At 44.1% G+C, this 16424-nt stretch carries 16 protein-coding genes; 3 read left to right on the top strand and 13 right to left on the bottom strand.

The window, feature by feature from the left end:
• The 7 genes from EQM06_RS01710 to fliD form a co-directional block, all read right to left on the bottom strand.
• Positions 1-1086, bottom strand: coding sequence for an ABC transporter permease (locus EQM06_RS01710; RefSeq protein ID WP_330548349.1), 1086 nt, complete (start codon positions 1084-1086; stop codon positions 1-3).
• Positions 1073-2614 (bottom strand): ABC transporter ATP-binding protein, encoded by a 1542-nt coding sequence (locus tag EQM06_RS01705; RefSeq protein ID WP_128744698.1) that lies wholly within the window; start codon positions 2612-2614, stop codon positions 1073-1075. Before EQM06_RS01705 ends, EQM06_RS01710 begins: the two co-directional genes overlap by 14 nt.
• Positions 2615-2770: 156 nt before the next feature.
• Positions 2771-3883 carry a BMP family ABC transporter substrate-binding protein gene (locus tag EQM06_RS01700; RefSeq protein WP_128744697.1) on the bottom strand — a complete coding sequence of 371 codons (1113 nt, stop codon included), beginning with the start codon at positions 3881-3883 and terminating at the stop codon, positions 2771-2773.
• Between the two features lie 236 nt (positions 3884-4119).
• Positions 4120-4692 carry a xanthine phosphoribosyltransferase gene (locus EQM06_RS01695; protein WP_128744696.1) on the bottom strand — a complete coding sequence of 191 codons (573 nt, stop codon included), beginning with the start codon at positions 4690-4692 and terminating at the stop codon, positions 4120-4122.
• Positions 4693-4720: 28 nt separating this feature from the next.
• Positions 4721-5149 carry a hypothetical protein gene (locus EQM06_RS01690; protein WP_128744695.1) on the bottom strand — a complete coding sequence of 143 codons (429 nt, stop codon included), beginning with the start codon at positions 5147-5149 and terminating at the stop codon, positions 4721-4723.
• A 14-nt stretch (positions 5150-5163) separates the two neighbouring features.
• Entirely contained in the window at positions 5164-5595 is a 432-nt protein-coding gene (gene fliS / locus EQM06_RS01685) for a flagellar export chaperone FliS (RefSeq protein ID WP_128744694.1), read from the bottom strand.
• A 79-nt stretch (positions 5596-5674) separates the two neighbouring features.
• The gene (gene fliD / locus EQM06_RS01680; protein ID WP_128744693.1) at positions 5675-8098 is read right to left on the bottom strand and encodes a flagellar filament capping protein FliD; all 2424 of its coding nucleotides are present in this window, start codon (positions 8096-8098) and stop codon (positions 5675-5677) included.
• A gap of 163 nt (positions 8099-8261) precedes the next feature.
• Between fliD and EQM06_RS01675 the strand changes: the two genes are divergently transcribed.
• From EQM06_RS01675 to EQM06_RS01665, 3 genes are all read left to right on the top strand, one after another.
• Positions 8262-9023: a ParA family protein gene (locus EQM06_RS01675; protein WP_128744692.1), complete on the top strand. Its 762-nt coding sequence runs from the start codon at positions 8262-8264 to the stop codon at positions 9021-9023.
• 4 nt (positions 9024-9027) lie between these two features.
• Positions 9028-9894 carry a late competence development ComFB family protein gene (locus tag EQM06_RS01670; RefSeq protein WP_128744691.1) on the top strand — a complete coding sequence of 289 codons (867 nt, stop codon included), beginning with the start codon at positions 9028-9030 and terminating at the stop codon, positions 9892-9894.
• 99 nt (positions 9895-9993) lie between these two features.
• Positions 9994-11079 (top strand): response regulator, encoded by a 1086-nt coding sequence (locus tag EQM06_RS01665; RefSeq protein WP_128744690.1) that lies wholly within the window; start codon positions 9994-9996, stop codon positions 11077-11079.
• 22 nt (positions 11080-11101) lie between these two features.
• On the opposite strand, the gene EQM06_RS01660 is transcribed toward EQM06_RS01665, so the two are convergent.
• From EQM06_RS01660 to EQM06_RS01635, 6 genes are read right to left on the bottom strand one after another with little or no spacing between them, the layout of a single operon-like run.
• A complete protein-coding gene (locus tag EQM06_RS01660) occupies positions 11102-11587 on the bottom strand; it encodes a chemotaxis protein CheD (protein WP_128744689.1) in 486 nt (161 codons plus the stop codon).
• Positions 11580-12206: a chemotaxis protein CheC gene (locus tag EQM06_RS01655; protein ID WP_128744688.1), complete on the bottom strand. Its 627-nt coding sequence runs from the start codon at positions 12204-12206 to the stop codon at positions 11580-11582. The genes EQM06_RS01660 and EQM06_RS01655 overlap by 8 nt, the downstream gene beginning before the upstream one ends.
• A 29-nt stretch (positions 12207-12235) precedes the next feature.
• A complete protein-coding gene (locus EQM06_RS01650) occupies positions 12236-14032 on the bottom strand; it encodes a DUF342 domain-containing protein (protein ID WP_128744687.1) in 1797 nt (598 codons plus the stop codon).
• Between the two features lie 53 nt (positions 14033-14085).
• Positions 14086-14838, bottom strand: coding sequence for a flagellar hook-basal body protein (locus EQM06_RS01645; protein WP_128744686.1), 753 nt, complete (start codon positions 14836-14838; stop codon positions 14086-14088).
• 14 nt (positions 14839-14852) lie between these two features.
• Complete coding sequence (locus EQM06_RS01640) at positions 14853-15608, bottom strand: flagellar hook-basal body protein (RefSeq protein WP_128744685.1); 756 nt, start codon at positions 15606-15608, stop codon at positions 14853-14855.
• Between the two features lie 12 nt (positions 15609-15620).
• The gene (locus EQM06_RS01635; RefSeq protein WP_128744684.1) at positions 15621-16403 is read right to left on the bottom strand and encodes a sigma-70 family RNA polymerase sigma factor; all 783 of its coding nucleotides are present in this window, start codon (positions 16401-16403) and stop codon (positions 15621-15623) included.
• Positions 16404-16424 lie beyond the last annotated feature (21 nt).

Below are 16424 nucleotides of genomic sequence, written 5' to 3'. Positions count from 1 at the left end.
CTATGCCACCTCCTTTTTGGAGCGTCTGTCCGTTTTTCCGGCAAGATTCACCCTATATTGAAGGAAAAATTCGCTTCCAAGCACAAAGAATAAAATCGTTCCTTCCACAACGCTTGCCACAGCACTCGGCACATTCATAGCAAGCTGAATATAAGCGCCGCCCTGAATAAGCATGGCAAAGGCCAAACAGGCAAAAAGAGTTGCCACTGCATTCAATCTGGCCAGCCAGGCTGTGATGATGGCTGTAAAGCCATACCCGCAGGAAATGCCTGACACCAGTGTCTTTTCAATAGCCGAAGCCTGAATCATACCCACCAGACCGCAAAGACCGCCTGAAATCATCATGGCCACGATAATGATCTTATTGATATTCATTCCTGCATATCGAGCCGTTTCAAAGCTTTCTCCGACTACCGTTATCTCATAGCCCAGTTTTGTGTACTTCATCAGGAAATAAATCAAAACAGTGCACAATATGGCTAAAATCCAGCCTGCGTGAACGCCCAGCACAGACGGCAGTATCGCATTCTCCGGAAAAGGAGCAATCTTTGGAAAACCGTTTGCATTGGGATCCATCCACGGTCCGTATTGAAGATAAGTAACAAATTTAATTGCAATATAGTTCATCATTAACGTAAAGATCGTTTCATTGGTCCCCATTTTTGCTTTGAAAACAGCGGGAATAAATGCCCAGAATCCACCGGCAAGCATGGCGGCTATCATCATGAAAAGCAGCATCAAAGGTTTGGGCAGATCCCCAAAATGGAGAGCTACAAAAGCCGCAGCCAAAGCGCCCATCACGATCTGTCCTTCGCCTCCAATATTCCAGAATTTCATTTTAAAAGCCACTAAAATTCCAAGCGAAGTAATAACCAGCGGCACCGCTTTAATAATCGTCTGCTGTATCCGAAGCTCCGTCCCCAAAGACCCGTCTATAATCGCCTGAAAGATGTTGACGGGATTCAGTCCGAAAATCAGCAGAATCAGCCCGGAGCAAACAATGGAAAGGCAGATGGCAAGTGCTCGGATAAGCATTTCCTGATTTTTATTAAGGTTGTCTCTTTTGGTAATTTTAAGCAAGTTCATTAAATCCAACCTCCTCTTCCTCCAATAATGTTCCCGTCATCAGCAGTCCCAATTCCTCCTTGGTCACCTGATCTGCATTTACAATGCCGGTGATCTGACCGCCGCACATCACCATAATTCGATCGCAGAGCTCAAGGAGAACATCCAAGTCTTCCCCTATAAACAGTACACCGACTCCCTTTTTCTTCTGCTCATTTAACAAATCGTAGATTTTATAAGAAGCGCCGATATCCAGTCCTCTGACCGGATACGCAGTGATCAGTACTTTAGGGTCTAAATCGATTTCTCTGCCCAACAGCACTTTTTGAATATTTCCTCCGGACATCTTTTTAACAGGCGCATAGATGCTGGTAGTCTGAATATCCAGTTCCTCTACAATCTGCTTTGCCTTCTCCACACAAGGACCTCTTTTCAGAAGAAATCCCGGACGGTTCTGATAATCCTTTAAAATCAGATTGTGAACAATGTCCATGCTTCCCACTAAGCCCATGCCCAGCCTATCCTCCGGAATAAATCCCATGCTGATGCCCAGCTTTATAATATCTCTGGGGGTTTTCCCTGTGAGGCTTTCCCCTTCAAAATAAATTTTCCCTTTTTCGGTTGCGGCCAGACCTGCGATTGCTTCGCACAGCTCCTTTTGCCCGCTTCCGGCTACGCCTGCCACGCCTAAGATCTCTCCGCCCCGCAAATCAAAAGTCGCGTCGGACAATGCCGGCTTTTTCTCCCGATCCAGCACCGTAACGTCTGAAAGCTCCAGCAGTACTTTCTTCTCTGCAACAATATCTCGTTCCAGAGAAAGATCCATTTTCTTTCCGACCATCATTTCAATCAGACTTGACACCTCCACTTCATCGGTTTTTACCGTTTCTACGGAATGCCCTTTTCTCAGAACCGTGATCCGGTCACTGATTTCCATGACCTCGTTTAATTTATGCGTGATGATGACCACCGCACAGCCTTGTGCCTTCATGTTGCGGATAATATTGAAAAGCTTCTCTATTTCCTGCGGAGTCAGTACAGCTGTAGGTTCGTCCAAAATCAGAATCTTTGCCCCACGAAACAGCACCTTTATAATTTCCAGGGTCTGCTTTTCTCCAACCGACATATCATAGACCTTTTTATCCGGGTTGATATCCAGCCCGTATTGATCGGAAATTTCTCTGACCTTTTTCGCCAGAACCTTTCCCTTTGTAAAAAATCCGGTTTTTTGCCCCAGTATAATGTTGTCCTTTGCCGACAGAACATCGATTAACTTAAAATGCTGATGAATCATGCCGATTCCCATTTTAATGGAATCCTTCGGAGATGCGAAATGTACCTCTTCCCCATAAATCTGAATACTGCCTTCATCCGGGGTATAAATACCGGACAGCATATTCATCAAGGTACTCTTACCCGCGCCGTTCTCTCCGAGAAGTGCATGCACTTCCCCTTCGTAAACAGTCAGATTCACATCTTCATTTGCTTTCAGCGCACCAAAAGTTTTCGTAATGCCGCTCATTTGTATAGCTATTCGCCTTTCGTCCATGAAATCCTCCGCTACTGTGATGATTAAAATTCAATAAACAATACCATTTAGTATAGCATGTCTTATATGGAAAAGAAAGGGGGTATGTCGAGTCTGACATACCCCTTCAGATGATTTTTATCGTACGATCTAAATCAATGATCTTGATTGTTTGGATTATTTCGTTCCGTTAGCACCCTTGACTAATCCGTTTATGCTCCAGATCGCAGCTCGATCTAAGGTTTGTCCGGCTTCGCAAAGAACTTTTCCGTCGTTGTAATAGATCTCTCCTGAGAATGGACTGAATTCCCCGGATATCATCTTCGCTTTTACTTCATTGACCCTAGCCTGTACATCCGCAGGAACTAAGTCTGTCATAGGAGCAATGTCTACATATCCGTCTGCTAAAGTACCGTAATATGATTCAGGAGTCCATGTACCTGCCATAATTTTTTCAATAGTAGGAATCAGGAACTTTTCGTGATGCCAAATAGGTGAAGTCAAATAGGAGGCTTTTACAGCGTCTACCTTTCCGTTGTCTACATTGTAACCGATTGCAAATTTACCGGCTTCAGCCGCAGCTACCTGAGGTCCTGTGGTATCGCAGTGCTGTGTGATCACGTCACATCCCTGAGCCAGCAGCTCATCCGCCGCACTTCTTTCCTTTTCAGGATCATACCAGCTGTTGATGTAAACGACCTTCACTTCTACGTTTGGATTTACAGACTGAGCACCAAGAGTAAATGCATTGATTCCGATCTGTACCTCTGTATAAGGATAAGCACCTACATAACCCAGCTTATTTGATTTTGTCATCATGCCTGCAATCATTCCTGTTAAATATCGCGGCTGCTCCATGGCACCGAAATAGTTGCCGAAGTTCTTATCATTCATTTTATTCCCTGAGAAATGAAGGAATTTAATGTCTTTATATTGATCTGAATTAGCTAATTCATCAAGCGCATCCATGAAGCCGTAGCTTGTTCCGACAATAACCGTACAGCCCTGATCGATCAAGTTCGTTGCGGCAGTCATGGCAGCAGATTTATCCTGATCGCTTACATTTTCTTGATAAAGTGCTTTGACCTTACCCTTAAAATACTTTTCCATAGCAATCGTACCCTGATGCTGTGCCTGAGTATATCCGCCGTCATTGATGCTTCCAATATAGATAAAACCTACTTTTAGTGCATCATCAGCTGCTTTGTCTTCCGTCGTATCTGTCTTACCGCATGCGGCAATGCCAAATACCATCACGAATGCCAATAAAATAGCTAAAAACTTTTTCATTACTTTTCTCCTTCTCTTTTCTTTCTATTCAGCACCTTATCCCTGCTGACAGATCGTTCTCGCAATATCCATTTGCGTTTGTATATTTATTATAATAACCCAAATTAGTATAGTAAAGTCATTTTGATTAAATTTACGTAAAGAAAATAATAAAAAAAGACTAAAGTTCGTGTCCGCATGAACCTTAGTCTGTCTTATTCATTTTATAGTTCGTGTTTTAATCATATCGCTATTCATCACTCAAATAGGATGCTGCCGTTTTCAAACTTCTTTATGACAGCCAGAGACTCCACTCTGCATCCCATATCGCGAAGCTTAGCACTTCCTCCCTGAAATTGCTTTTCTATGACGGTACCGACTCCGACCACTTCGGCTCCGGCTTTTCTGACCATTTTGGCAAGAGCGATCGAAGCTTCTCCGGAAGCAAGAAAGTCATCTACGATCAATACTTTATCTCCAGGCTGCAAAAATCGTTTTGCCACTCGGAGATTAGAAACTGTTCCCTTTGTAAAAGATCTGGCTTCCGCACTATAGCAGCCTTCTGCCATGGTGTTGGGCGTAGCCTTTTTAGCAAAAACTACAGGAACATAGTCAAAAAACTTAGCGGCTTCGCAGGCAATGGCAATGCCGCTGGATTCCACGGTCAAAATCCGGGTCACCTCCGCATCAGCAAAGCGTTTCCTGAACTCCTTCCCGATCTCCTCCATAAACTTCACATCAATCTGATGATTTAAAAATCCGTCGACCTTTAAGATATCCTCTCCCAAGACCTGACCTTCTGCTAGTATTTTCTGCTTTAAACTTTCCATGTTCTCTCCTCGGTATCCGTGATTACAGTTATCCTCTCACATGTAGTCGGTGAGCTTGACTCTGTCCTTTTATCTTTTGATTGATCTCGTTATCCAGCTTAATAATCTTTGATAACAATACCGCGATTCTTTTGTTCGTATCATAAATATTGGTCTCCAACGGGTTGTCCAAAGTCATAGAGTCCCCCGCCTGTCCCTTTTCAGGCAGAATAATCGCAGAAAACTTTTCTCTGAGAGAATCGGGCAGATGGCTGATGATTTCTCGGTTCTCCTGATTCAACTCATCCACTGTGATCATGATGTCGCCCCTCATATCGAGAATCGACCCAAAAGATGCGGAATCATCTGCCATCATAGCTCTTTCCATGTCCTTTGTCAAGTTCATAATGTTGTCCATATACCTGTATTTTAGTTTCAGGTTTTCCAGTATTTTATTTGTTGCTGTAAAACTGTCCAAATCCTCTGCCTCCATCAACCTACGCCCAGAGTCACACTACTGGTCGTCGTTCCGATACCGGCGCCGACACTTGGGTCTTTCTTACTGAGCCTGTCTGCTTCCTTAAAGCTCTCTCTGAGATCCTTGATCAAAGGAGTAATATCATCGATCAGCTCTAAATTTCTGCCGGTTTTGACTCTGGTCAATTCATAAGTAATAAAATCATATAGTCTATATAAATCATTACTTATGGGATACTTTCTGTCAAGGCTTTTTTCAAGATAATTTACAATATCAATAGCTCGCTGGATGTCTGCTTCAAACAGCGCAATATCCTCTTTCTCAAAATATGCCCTTGCCCGCAGAAGCCGCTTATTGATTTCATCATATAGAAGGATAAGCATTTCGCCCTTTGTCATGGTCTCTACGGCCTGTGTTTTATATTGCTGATAACCATAATTCATCATAAAAGTATTAACATCCTTTCTTTCAAGTAGTCTGCAGCGTTCACTTTTTCATACCGGCATAATGCCCTGCGTCTATATTTTATGACATAGAGGAAGAAAGCCATGAGCTCTGTGCGTTCATTTGGGATATATATTGTTCCAATTTTGTGAACTGGCTTTGATATCGGTCCTGTCTGGTAGCCAGCAGAGTCTGAAGGGTTTCCAGCTTATTATCTAATATTTTCTGTTGTCTTGCAATATAGTTATTGCTTGTAGTGGTATTATTCTGGAGGCCTGCCAATTGAACCAGCTTTCCTTTATAGGAGCCGGTACTCTTTGCATAGGACTCGAACAGGTTCTGCATTCGAACCGCAAATCCGCCCGACAAATTGGACATGGCAGAATTTGGCGCATCCTCTGCAGAGGAAACAAACATTTCCTTCACTTTTTCCGGATTGTTCGTCAGCGCTTCCCGCAGCTTATCCTCATCTATGGACAGCTTTCCGTTGCCGGAATAAGAAGAAGCGGTGGTTATACCGATGTCCTTTCCAAATCCCAAGTCACCGACTTTGGAAGAAAAGGCAAACCGTAAGCTGGAAGCCAACTGGGTCAGTGTACTGTCTCCAAACAAAATTCCTGCCTTTGCTTTCGTTTCCCACGCTTCGATTTCCTCACTGGTCATGTCTTTTTTCTGTGCGTCCGTAAGCGGTTCATATACGTTCTGACCGTTCTTGGTGCTTTCCCTGCTCTTGGTGGTGACCAGTTCGTTTACGGAATCAATGATCTTGTTATAATCCTCCACCATCTGTTTGATTACGCTGACTGCATTGTCTGTATCCGAAGTATTCTTGAAGGTGACCGCTTCTGCCGTGGTATCTCTTACTTCTGAACCTTCTGCTCCAGTCCATCCAAAGGTTCCCTCCACATTAAAGCTGATGCCGTCTACCGTTACCGAATTGGAACTTCTCGTAAGGGTGGTCTCACTGGCATCTCCGTCATACTTAATGGTCATCACCAGATCCGTACCTTTTACAGTTCCTGCACTGATTGCAGCCGTATCACCAAATAAGGCCGCAGCCAGGTTTCCGCCGCCTGTGCTGTCCTGTATATCAATTTTGCCTGTGGAACCGGATTGGTCTGCCGCAATGGAGAACTTATTGGTAGTGCTCAAATACGTAATGTTGATTCCTGCAGTTTCGTCGTTGTTTATTTTATTCAAAACGGTGGAGATTTCATCGTCCCCCTTGAATTCAAATTCTTTGCCGTTCACCGTGATCTTGTAGGCATAGAGACTCGTATTATCTGGATCGGAAGCATCCTTGCTGGTCGGTGTAAATCCCAGCTCTGCCAACGTCTTGTGGGTGTTCAACCGGTTGGTAATGCCGCTTTCCATGCCAAAGATACTGCCGCTTCCTATGGTGTCTGAGCTGGTAGAAGAAATCTTAAGAATGGAAGTGGAATCCGTCACCGTAAAGCCGATTTTTGTACCATCTGTCACGTCAGCCACAATTTTATTTGCACCAAAAGCAGCCGCCAGCTTAGAATTGATGGTTTCTGCCAGTTTTTGCAGCTTAGCCGCATCATCTCCGGCACCCGTAATGGCAGCGGAATCACTGGCATCAAAGCTTATGGTCTTGCTCAAGCCATCCAGATCAAAGGTCAGCTTTTTGCCTTCCAAAGAAAACGCCTTCGTCTGCACCACATCTACAGCACTTGTTCCCTCAATCGCGCTGGCCGCACTCCCGCTCTGCCCTGCTGAAAATCCCAAAGCAGCCAAGGCTTCTGAATCCCCTCCGCTGATACTGAAAGTATTGGTACTTCCGCTGTACAGGGATTTAAGAGACAGAGTATCCCCGCTTAAATCAAAGCCGATCTTTTCTGCCAGTGTTCCGGAACCGTCCTCAAGAGTGACGGACCGCAGAGCTTCATTGAGAGCTGACTGCATGGATAACGCCTGAAAATCAGAATCTGTCGTACCGTTCTCCGGTATGGTAACGCTATACCGCACATTGTTATAGGTGATTTCCATCTCCTTACCCGAGGCTACATTGACGGTTCTGTCTCCAAAATCAATACTACCGGTAGAAATCTCATTGCTGCCCAATCCACAGGCTCCGGTATATCGGGCCTTTGTGGCCAAAGACTTCACACTGGATACCTGATATGCCGCATTGTTTGAATTGCTCGTACTGGTTACAGAAATTTTACTGGCATTTGCCCCCTGTGACGTCTTTTTGCTGCAATTATATATAGCAGAGCTCAATAAATTCGTAGACGGTGATGAATACGATAAATACTTATCCTGAAAATTGATAAGAGACGCGATCACCGTTCTGTAAGCATCCTGCTTCCAGGTGTTCTTCTGCTGCTCCTGCTTTACCTTATCAATTTTTGCCTGTATATCCGCTGTCATGCTTTCTACGACCGATTCCGTATCCATACCGCTGACAAGACCGGAAAAACCCTTTGCCGTATATGTAGATGTTGTGCTTGCTGTTGACGCAATACTGTTTATAGCTGTCATAATTTATCCTCCCTAAAAATTTTTATCCTGGCATCCCTGCCCTTTTCGTGTGTATATCAATCATCAAAATGCTAAAATTTGTATACTTATATATCGTCCTGTGCTAAAATAAATTAAGCAAAAATAAAGAAAACATAAACAAAATCTTAAAGGAGAAGAAAAATTGGCGAAGATTATAGCAGTCACAAATCAGAAGGGCGGCGTTGCAAAAACAACCACCTGCAATGCCCTTATAAGCGGACTTTCCAGAATGGGATATAAAGTCCTCGGAATTGATTTGGATCCGCAGGGAAGTTTGGGGTTCAGCTTAGGGATTAACATTGAAGAAGGAATCACTCTTTACGATGTATTCAAAGGAAAAGCCACGATCACCGACGCCATCAGACCCATTGACTGTGGTCATTTCATTCCTTCAAATATTTTACTGAGTACGGCAGAACTGGAATTTAATCACTCAGGCAGGGAATTCTTATTAACGGAGGCTATTAAAGACATTAAAAATATCTATGATTATATCGTGATAGATACTCCGCCTGCGCTGAATATTTTGACCGTCAATGCGTATGTCTGTGCCGACCATTTGATTATTCCCATGATACCGGAGATTTTAAGCCTTTTAGGCATCTCGCAGATCAAGGATACCATTGAAAATGTCAAAAGATATTATAATCCTAAGCTGGATTTAACTTGTATATTGCTTACAAAATACAACAAAAGAGCCTCCTTGACAAAAGAGGTCTGCGATATGACGGAGGCGATCGCCTCCCAATTAGGCACGAGGGTGGCTGATACGGTCATACGAAACAGTGTGGCTGTGGCCGAAGCTCCGGCCCATGGCCTTGGGCTTCTGGACTATGCGCCTAAATCCAATGCATGCGTGGATTATTATAATTTCATAAAAGAATTAATTCAGGGAGGATTATAGCATCATGCCAAAGAAAAGTAACAAAACAGCCCATGTTTTAAGTCTTCTGACCAATGGAGCGGCAGATCTTTTAGATGAGGACTCTTCCGTACCCGCATCAACACATGAAAGGAAAACGCATTCGGACGCTCCAAAAAAAGAGGTGGTCGTAGAATTGCCGCAAGCTTCGGATGCCGACCCGATTTCAGATTTAGTGAAATCAGATCTGCAAAAAGAGCTGGACAAGCAGCTGCACAATAAAACAGCTCCCGTCTCTCCCAAGACTCCTGACCATAAGGAAGAAACCGATGCGGATGAACGCCTCCCCTACTCTACTGCTTTCATGGAAAAATTTGGTCTGCAATCCTCACAGAACAGACACCTGCATCAGGAAGCCCTGGAACGGGAAATACAGGAAAGAATCGTTGCGGAAGAAGCAGAAGCATGCGCTCCCACTCCCTCCGACCAGATAAAAAGCGAGCTTTATGTATTGGAGGATTTTAATGATGAAGAAGACACTATAGTTTCAGAAATGAAGAATACCGTATTTCACCAGGAGAAGGATACTTCGGCAGGCACGCTTCCGCTGTCTGAAAGGAATAGAAGCTTTCTTCACAATTTTGCAGAAGATATTATGATAGCTGAGGCTCCAAAGGTCATGAAAAGCTTTAACATGTGTACCTGTCAGGACTGTATTTATGAGGTCGTGACTGCCGCCTTAAACGATGCAAAGCCGCTGTATGCCATGACAACTCAGCAACAGCTTGCACAGGAGCTGAGCCACTATGAACAGCAGTATGGGGCAGAGTTGACCTCAGAGCTTACAAAAGCCTGTATAAAGGTCAAGATCAATCCCCATCGTCCGGCACACCGTGTTTCCCCTAACAAATAAATGAAATACGATCTGCAATCAAGATAAAATATGGTTTGATATTGTTTTAACGGGCAGTGCTAAGGCACTGGACAAAATATCGGAAGGAGCTGATAAGGTATGGATATGAACAAAAAGATACTTATTGCAGACGCCTCAAGTTTTGACCGTTCCGTTATGCTGAACGCTCTGAAAAATACCTACCCTGTTTTAGAGTCGAATAATGGATTGAAAGCGCTGGAGCTTTTCACAGAGGAAGCCGAGCATATCAAACTGGCGGTTATCGACATTACACTGCCTTATCTGGATGGGTTTCAGCTGCTAAAGCAAATCAAGCGAATGGAGAATACGGAAACGATTCCTATTATTTTGACCAGTGCGGAAGCCGTAAAGCAGGACATATTAGACGCCTTCCGGTATGGTGCCGCGGATTTTGTGGTAAAACCCTTTGAGGCTGACTTTTTCCGTCAAAGAGTCTTGTCTCTTCTTGGCACTTCTTCCAGTCTGCCCGGTCAGGCCCTCAGCCGTCTGGTTTCGGATAATGCGGTCAGTCTGGACGACATCATTGAGTACGATAAGTCTTTAAACAGAACCTTCCGAAACCTGTTCAGTTATCGCCGGATTGAGACTCCTTATCACATCAAGCGTGTTTCTCTTTTTACCGGAGTACTCCTCAGAGCTTTATCTGAACACACTTCCAGCGGAATTCATCTAAACGAGCCCCAAATTCAGCTGATCATACGAGCGGCTGCATATCACGATATCGGCAAGATTGCCATTCCAGATCTTATCTTAAAAAACAGGGATCGCCTGACCGAAGAGCAGCGGCTTATTTACCATGCGCATACCACAAAGGGCGCAGAGCTGTTACAAATCAACAACAATCCTGCCCTGCACAGTTTTGTGCAGCTTGCCGTAAATATTGCCCAAAACCATCACGAGAAATGGGATGGTTCCGGGTATCCCGGAGGATTAAGAGGAAACCGGATTCCCCTTTCGGCTCAAGTGGTCGGATTTGCTGCAGATTTTGACAAGTATTCCCGCAAATTGTACGGCTTTACCGACTCACCATTTGAAGAATCCATCAAAAAAATGCTGCAATTCCAGCACACATATAACCCGATGCTGATACGCGCTTTAGCTTATTCCGAATGGTCTATTAACGAGATCATCGATAAATATCCGGAGAAAAAATCAAAAAAATAAGAGCCTTAACTGGCTCTGTTTTTTACCATGTACTGATACCTTTTGAAAAGGCTTTAATGGTCACCATTCCGTCCTCTGCACTGAAGCTCATCGTCCTCGCATAATCAAATCCCACATCCTGCCCGATAATGGGGATGCGAAGCTCTGCCAGCGTTTTCTTTACGGCTTCTATGTTTCGGTCCCCAATGTTTCCGACTACCGAATCGCCGGGTATATCGAACATTTTAGCACCTCCGGCAATTTTAGCCGTCATATTTCTGCGTACTGCACCCAGGCTTTCCATTTTCTTAATCAAAGCCGGAATACCCGAATCGGCATATCGGCATATGGCTTTACCGCTGCCGTCTGCTGGAGCCGCCGGCAGCATGATGTGCACCATGCCCGCAATTTTTAAATTTTTATCGTGGATGCAGACACCGATACAGGAACCTAAAGCATAGGTGATCAATTGATCCTCCCCTTTTACTACTCCCATCTCAGCAATACCCACCGTGGCCATACTACTCATTATATACTCCTAATCTTGTTAGAACTTTTGTCAGGGATTCTACATCCGGTATCAAAAGCAAGCTATGCTTGTGCATGATTCCGTCGAAAGAGAATTTTCCCTCAATCATCATAATCTTTTCTGCTTCGTAGCAGTAAGTAGCCATCGGAACGGTTATCAGTGCTCCTATCATATTGATGGATATAGCCGGAACAGAAATATTGACAGGCATTCCCGTCATATCCGAAATGGCATTCACATAAGAACCCATTAGGATATTTGCGATTTCACATACGGCTGATATATGCATTTCGTCCATTTCTTCATAGCTGTTTACCGTCGTTCCAAGCAGACTTTCCAGCATCAGATTGATTACATCCAAAGTTTGAATGCTCATCATGGCTCCGTGGATACCTTCCTCCAGCTTGACCAGTATCCCCGCAACAACTTGTTCCGCACCGCCTAAAGCTTCTACTGCTTCATTGATGTCCAAAATTTTTACGGTAGGAACATCTATGTTAACGGGTTTTCCTATGGTCAGTGATAAGGCAGTTGCAGCATTGCCTGCTCCGATATTTCCAATTTCTCTTAATGCATCCAGCTGCATGCTGTCTAAATCTTCATAGCTTTTTATCCCCATGTTTTTTCTCCTTTAAAATTCTCCGGTTTTTATACGGAACCCGGCGTGATGCTGTGGGTTTCAATCAGCCCGTTTTCCTCAACAAAGGTTTGATGTTTAATGGTATCATGAATCCAAAGCATAGCATTTCCGATGGTAATCCGAGCACCTGCATGAGCCATTTTTCTGGCGATGACCATACACCCCTCGCAGGAAGCCATTCGGTTGACACTCTCTTTTTTTTCTTCGATCTCTGTCATCTGCTGTCGGATTTTTGATTTCTGATCCATCAGATGCACCACCTTCTTATGCTTCGCCTCTATATCCTCCGGTGCGTCCATGCTGTTCCTTCTGGAAGCTCTGGAAATCTCCGAATCCAAGCTGTCATACTTATGTTTTAAGTCCGAATACTCTTTTTCCCACTGGCATACCAGTTCCTTATTTTCCTTAATCCTGTCCTCCGGCTTTAATTTAAAATTCTTAACCTCCTGCCAGTCCGGTACGATCTGCACTTCCATAGGAATATTCAGATCACTTCCGATAATATTCACATCGATGGTTGTCCCGGCTATATAATTTCCGCCCAGCAAAGAGCCTCTCTTTCCCTTTCCAATGATGGACGCTCCCACTTTCACATCACAGTTGATGCAATAATCAAAATGGAAATCTCCTCCGGCTACAATTCTGGCCATTTCAGCAAATCGAACAGTTACATCCCCGTCTGCCTTAAGCAGCCCCTTTTTCATACCGCTGATACCATTCTTTATGACAATATTGCCGGCAGCATTTAAAATACTGGATTCCACATATCCGTTGACAATGATATCCCCTTTGGCATAGATGGCATAATCAGAAAGAACACTTCCTTTCACCATTACTGTACCGTTGAACCGGATATTTCCGGTGGCAGGACCTACATCTCCGTTAATGGTGTAGATCTCTTTTACCTCCACAGTACCGCCGTTCAGCTCCACCATACCGCTTTCTATGGCAATATATTCAAGTCCGTCCTCCGAAGCCTGTACGCCCTTTCCGTAGTTCACGGAAACAGGCCTGCCCGGTGCAGGTTTTACCGCTTTTCCTAAGACATCTACACCCTCCAGGCCTTCCGTAGGCGGTGTAATTCTGCACAAAACATCTCCGGCTTCTACATTGCGCACCATTCCCAGCTCTTTATAATCCACCGTGCCGTCATCCTTCTCTTCCGGGGCATATTTTACATCCAGTGAAAATAAATATTCTACTCGTCCGTCTTCTCCGGCTTTGGGTCTTGCACCTGTTGCCACCTGAAAATCCTTATAAAATTTTCTTCCTTGACAATAGTCCTCTATTCCGGATTGATCCATTCCATAAACAACCCCTTTTTCCTTTAGCAGATCGTATATAACACTTGTAGGAATTCGGTTGTCCGCATCTTTTCCATGTTGGTAATCCTGAGCTCTGATATAAGCCGCCATTTTATCGGCAGAAAGAAATAAAGTAAAAGTAATGGTTTTTTTATTGCGGTTCATCACTTCTTCTGCACTTAGCGTTGCTTCTTTTTGAGTCAATAAGTCTTTCTCCGCTTTAAAGGCTTCTTCCTCCGGCGGCGCATAAGCTTTTACAGGCTCTTCCACTTTCATCGATTTCTCCGCCGGTTGTTTCTCTTGATCCTGCCCGGCAGTCTCTGTCTCATGTTGCTCTTGCCCGGAAGCCGAAACAGCATTTTCAGTCTCTGTTATTCCTTCCTCTGCACGTTCATCTTCACTCCCACGATTGAACATGCCTACTGCTTTTTGATAAAACTTATCGAACTTTCGTTCCGTCCCCTTTTTTTGCTCTTTAGTTGTGTATGATATTTTATCCATCTCAGCAACTCCTAATTTTCAAAAAAATAATTGACTCAAGCAATAACCAATCACTATCTGAGGCTATTGATAACCTCTTCGATCTCATTTGAAGTCTGCACCATCTTTAAGGACATAGAGTAAGCCCTCTGTGCCTCTATAAGCTTTACCATCTGATCGGACACCTCCACGTTAGAAAGCTCCAGACATGCATTCTGCAGCTTTGCATCCTCCTGTAATACAGGCTGACCGTTTTTGGCAACAGGCTGATATAAATTATCTCCCTTAAGAAGCATGCCATCTTTTATCTTAAAGTCAAAAATGCCCGGCTCAGCCATACTTTCCATCCTGTCTTTACCGTCCGTATTCTCTTTATCTTCCGCATCCTCTTTGCCCGTTTTTATTTGTTCAAAATTCTTATCCAGAACCAGTTCTCCGTTTGCCGTCGTTAAATAGAATTCACCGTCGTTCCGCAGAGAACGCTGAAAGCTTCCGTCCCTTGTGTAATACACTTCATTAGTGGCCGGATCCTGAACCGCAAAAAAACCGGAGCCGATTATAGCATAATCTGTAGGATTATCAGTAGCTTGCACTCCGCTTCCCTCAAAATTAATGTCTGTTTTCTCCACGCGGGTTCCGCTTCCCACCTTAAGGGAAGTATTGGTTCCCGCCGTGTCTCTGATATTACTGTATAGCAGATCTACAAATCCCGCATTTTGAGCCTTATAAGCCGTTGTATTCACATTGGCTATATTATTTCCGATAACGTCCAGCTTGGATTGATGTGCTTTCGCACCTACTCCAGCCGTATAAAATGAAATGTCCATTTACGCCTCCTCTATTATAACGCAGCCAAGTCAACCGCTTTACCCATTAACTGATCGTATGCCTTAGCAATCTGGCTTGCGCTTTGAAAAGCTCTCTGACTGGACATCATGGCCAGCATCTCATCCATGGCCTGAACATTGGAGCGTTCCAGAGCGCCCTGCATGACTGTACCGTCTGCCGCAACCGGATTTACAGGATTCGCCGTTCCAAACATGCCTTCTCCCAGCTTTTGAAGCTGGGTATAGTCTGTAAAATTGACCAGACGCATTTTTCCAAGGGCTTCTCCCGTCTGAGAATCGGTTATACTTCCGTCTGAGCTCACACTGATTTGATCTGTTCCCAGTTGGATCGGTCCGTTTTCACCGACTACCCGTCCTATATGCTGCAAGCACAAATATCCGTCACTATCTATATTGAAGGAACCGTTCCTCGTATATCTGTTCTGTCCATCCGGTGTCTGAACTTGAAAAAAGCCATTGCCCGATACGGCAAAATCCAACTTTCTTCCTGTAAAATCAGGCGCTCCCTGGGAATAGTTCGTCACCAGCTCATCCGCTGTCTTTATCATGGAAGAATGATTCAGCGGGGTATATACACTTTTGTCCTTATTTCCCGTCCTGTTGATCAGAACATCTCCAAAGGTCGTGGTCGCCAGCGTATCGCTCTTATAGCCCGGCGTGGATACGTTGGACATATTGTTACTGATCGTATTCAGTACTCTCGATTGAGTAAGCATGCCTGATGCAGCCATATAAAAGCCTTTAAACATTATTTTCTCCTCCTAAGCGGTATAATAGCTTTCCAGATGGGCTCTAAGCTTCTTTAATGCGGCCGAATGCAGTTGGGATACTCTCGGTTCACTTATTCCCATCACTTTAGCGATTTCTTTCATGTTCAATTCTTCTTTATAATATAAGGAAACAACCATTTGTTCATTTTCTCTCAGGTTTTCCACCGAATTTTTTAGAATCAGCTGCAGTTCCTTCTGTTCCAGACGTTGGGACGGCATCGTGTCCGAGTTGTGATCCTTTAGATATTTTTCATTCTGTCCTTCTTCCTGAAAACCGTCCACAATGGCATCCAGCGATAAAATATTGAACAGATTGGTCTCACTCAGTGCTTTATAATACTTTTCTTCCGAGATTTCTAAGGCTTTGGCTACTTCCTGATCGGTGGGATACCTGCCGAGTTCAAAGTATAATTCTGAAAATGTCCGGTCAATTGCTTTTCCCAATTTTCTCACATTACGAGGCACCCAGTCCTGCTTTCTTGCCAAATCCACGATTGCCCCTCTGATACGAAGGGAGGCGTAGCTTTCAAATTTTACATTCTTTTCAGGATCAAACTTGTCCACCGCCTGCATAAGCGTAATAATGCCTTCATTAATGATGTCATCCATATCCGTAAAGCTGACGTATACGCCCCGAAGCTGAATCGCAATGGTTTTCACGATTCCGCTGTAGTGCATAACAATTTCCTGCTTGATATGGCTGTCACCGGTTTCGCGATAAAGCTCGAATAATTCCTCCGGCGATTTAGATTTTAGCAAGTTATCATCCATCATGACCCAATCCCTTTTGCTTCA

It is taken from the genome of Aminipila luticellarii, assembly GCF_004103735.1.
GTDB lineage: Bacteria > Bacillota > Clostridia > Peptostreptococcales > Anaerovoracaceae > Aminipila > Aminipila luticellarii.
The sequence above is the reverse complement of the archived record's forward strand: the minus strand, read 5'-3'. Positions and strand labels throughout refer to the sequence as shown.